At 65.0% G+C, this 3409-nt stretch carries 4 protein-coding genes; 3 read left to right on the forward strand and 1 reads right to left on the reverse strand.

Translation table 11 applies throughout. The features are described 5' to 3' along the window. The 3 genes from A3754_RS08015 to hemL form a co-directional block, all read left to right on the forward strand. Positions 1-650, forward strand: a 650-nt coding sequence (locus tag A3754_RS08015) for a hydroxymethylpyrimidine/phosphomethylpyrimidine kinase (protein WP_063519265.1), incomplete at its 5' end; no start/stop codon positions are given. Positions 651-657: 7 nt separating this feature from the next. Then, the gene (gene thiE, locus A3754_RS08020; RefSeq protein ID WP_063519266.1) at positions 658-1329 is read left to right on the forward strand and encodes a thiamine phosphate synthase; all 672 of its coding nucleotides are present in this window, start codon (positions 658-660) and stop codon (positions 1327-1329) included. A gap of 19 nt (positions 1330-1348) precedes the next feature. Then, positions 1349-2629 carry a glutamate-1-semialdehyde 2,1-aminomutase gene (gene hemL, locus A3754_RS08025; protein ID WP_063519267.1) on the forward strand — a complete coding sequence of 427 codons (1281 nt, stop codon included), beginning with the start codon at positions 1349-1351 and terminating at the stop codon, positions 2627-2629. A 166-nt stretch (positions 2630-2795) separates the two neighbouring features. On the opposite strand, the gene ybaK is transcribed toward hemL, so the two are convergent. Then, positions 2796-3263 carry a Cys-tRNA(Pro) deacylase gene (gene ybaK / locus A3754_RS08030; protein WP_063519268.1) on the reverse strand — a complete coding sequence of 156 codons (468 nt, stop codon included), beginning with the start codon at positions 3261-3263 and terminating at the stop codon, positions 2796-2798. Between the last annotated feature and the right edge of the window lie 146 nt (positions 3264-3409).

Raw genomic sequence — 3409 nt, forward strand, 5'->3', positions numbered from 1 at the left:
CCGGGCTCACCGTGCAGAACAGCCAGAACGTGCGCGGCTTCCGGCTCACCGATATCGGCCTGCTGCAACAACAGGCCGACGCCCTGCTGGACGACATGGATTACCAGGCCATCAAGATCGGCATGACCGGCTCGGTGGCCATCATTGATTTCATTGTTTGCCTGCTCAAGCGTCTGCCCGGCGTTCCCGTCATTCTCGACCCGGTACTGGCCGCCGAAGCAGGCGGCAGCCTGGCGCAGGAATCCCTCGCCGAAGCCATGCTCGAAAAGCTGGCGCCACTGTGCGACGTGATGACCCCCAACCTGCCAGAAGCCCAGGCCCTGAGCGGGCAAACAAGCGTCACCGACTGCGGTCAGACACTGGTCCAGCGCAGCGGCTGCGCCACCCTGGTCACCGGCACCCACGACGACACCGATCAGGTCATCAACCACCTGTTCACCGCCGTTGGCGAAGAACAATGGCGCTGGGACCGGTTGCCACACAGCTATCACGGCTCCGGCTGCACCCTGGCCTCCTCCATTGCCTGCCTGCGCGGTCGCGGCCAGTCACTGGACAGCGCCGTGGCCAATGGCCAGGCCCACGTGGACCGCTTTCTGCGCGGCGCCTTCCAGCCCGGGCAAGGCCAATACGTGCCCAACCGCCAGGCCTGAGCGCCCCATGTCCCTCCACCGACGCCACCGGCTCCACGGCCTCTACGCGATCACCGACCCGGCACTGACCCCGGACGAGCGCCTGCTGCCTGCCGCCGAAGCCGCCCTGCGCGGCGGCGCCCGACTGCTGCAATACCGGGACAAGACCGCCAGCCCGGCCCAGCGCGAATACCGGGCCGCCCAGCTACGCGCCCTGTGCCACCAATACAGTGCCCTGTTTATTGTCAATGATGATCCGGCTCTTGCCGCCCGCGTGGACGCCGATGGAGTGCACATCGGCCAGAGCGACGGCGGCATCAAAGCCGCCCGCGAGCAGCTGGGAGGTTCACGGATTATCGGCGTCACCTGCCACGGCGATCTGGCATTGGCCGGCCAAGCCGCCGAAGCCGGCGCAGATTACCTGGCCATGGGTCGCTTCTTCACCTCGCAGACCAAACCCCAGGCGCCGCCGGCCTCACTGGCGGTGCTACGCCAGGCCTGCCAGCAGTTTCATCAACCCGTGGTAGCCATCGGCGGAGTGAATCCGGATAATGCGCCGCAACTGATCGACGCTGGCGCCGTGTCTGTGGCGGTCATTCATGCCCTGTTCGGGCACGCCGACACGGCCTCCATCGAAGCAGCAGCACGCCGCTTCAGCGCCTGTTTCCCGGCCTCCGCCGGACAGGCCATCCCAGAATAGATTCAACAGAGGACACACCATGAGCCGCAAGCACTCTGAACAGCTTTTCCGTCAGGCCCAGAAACACATTCCCGGCGGCGTGAATTCCCCGGTGCGGGCGTTCAAAAGCGTCGGCGGCACACCGGTGTTCTTCCATTCCGCCCGTGGCGCCTACCTGTTCGACGAAGACGACAATCAATACATTGATTACGTGGGCTCCTGGGGCCCCATGATCCTGGGCCATAACCACCCCCACGTGGTGGCCGCCGTGCAGGCCGCCGTACAGGAAGGACTGAGCTTCGGCGCCCCCACCGCAACGGAAGTGGCCATGGCCGACAAGGTCTGCGAACTGGTGCCCTCCATGGACATGGTGCGCATGGTCAACTCCGGCACTGAAGCCACCATGAGCGCCATCCGCCTGGCCCGCGGCTACACCGGCCGCAACAAGATCATCAAGTTTGAAGGTTGCTACCACGGGCACGTGGACAGCCTGCTGGTGAAAGCCGGCTCCGGCGCCATCGCCATTCCCGGTTCCCCCGGCGTACCGGAAGCCGTCACCGCGGACACCCTGGTGCTGAACTACAATGATGCCGCCAGCGTCACCCAGGCTTTCGAAGAACACGGCGACGACATCGCCGCCATCATCGTGGAGCCGGTGGCCGGCAACATGAACTGCGTCCCCGCCACCGAGAATTTCCTGCAGACCCTGCGCCAGCAATGTGACAACAACGGCGCGGTGCTGATTTTCGATGAAGTCATGAGCGGGTTCCGGGTAGCGCTGGGCGGCGCCCAGGGCCATTACGGCATCACCCCGGACATGACCACCCTGGGCAAGATTGTCGGGGGCGGCATGCCGGTGGGCGCCTTTGGCGGCAAGCAGGCCATCATGGAGCATCTGGCCCCGCTCGGGCCGGTCTACCAGGCCGGCACCCTGTCCGGTAACCCGGTGGCCATGGCTGCAGGCCTGGCGACGCTGAACCTGATCAGCGAGCCCGGCTTCCACGACGCGCTGACGGAAAAAACCACCCGCCTGCTGGAAGGCCTGACCGCCGCCGCCCATGCGCAAGGGGTGTCATTCACCACTGCACAGGCCGGCGCCATGTTCGGGCTGTTCTTCACCGACCAGAACCGTATCAGCAGTTTTGCGGAAGTGATGGCCTGCGACAGCGAGCGCTTCAACCGCTTCTTCCACGCCATGCTGGACCAGGGCATTTATCTGGCGCCCAGCGCGTTCGAAGCGGGGTTCGTGTCTGCGGCGCACAGTGATGAGGATATCGATGCCACCATCGCCGCCGCACGCAAGGCGTTTGCGAAGGTGTAAAGGCCTGACCAGAATCTCACCTGTAGGAGCACCTCTTGAGGTGCGAACCGTGCCGCGTAAGCAGGGATTTGTGAGCGACGCTTGCGTGAAAGCTGTATCGTTTTCCCTCGCCAAGGCTCGGGTTCGCGCCTCAAGAGGCGCTCCTACAGCGGCCCCATAAGCAAGGTCAGTCGCGCACCAAGACGGCCTGCTTGCCGCCGATGAGCTTCAGCAAATCCCCCGGCGCCATGGCGATTTCCAGCCCGCGCCGGCCGGCGCTCATGTAGATAATCTCGTGGGATGCCGCGCTGCCATCCAGATATAACGGCAACCGTTTCTTCTGCCCCAGCGGGCTAATGCCGCCCAGCACATAACCGGTTAATCGTTGCGCCTTGTCCGCCGGGCACATCTGCGCCTTCTTGCCACCGTGGGCACGGGCCAGATATTTCAGGTCCAGCTGATGGGCCACCGGCACCATGGCCACCACCGGCGCGTCATCCACCAGCGTCATCAGCGTCTTGAACACCTGCTCCACCGGCAGATCCAGAGCCTCCGCCGCTTCCAACCCGTAGCTTTGCGCTTTCGGGTCGTGTTCGTAGCTATGCAGCGTAAACGCTACCTTGCCGCGCTTGGCGGCCTGCACCGCCGGTGTCATGCCTTGCGCGACTCCGGGTCACGCAGCGTCGCCGCCCGTTCGCGAGCCGCCTTCGCTCCTGCGGCATCGCCTTGCCGGTCCCGCGCGGTGGCCACCAATTCCCATAAACCTGCCTGATACGCCGAGTGGTCCGGCGCCAGACGCAG

The organism is Alcanivorax sp. HI0083 (genome assembly GCF_001635175.1).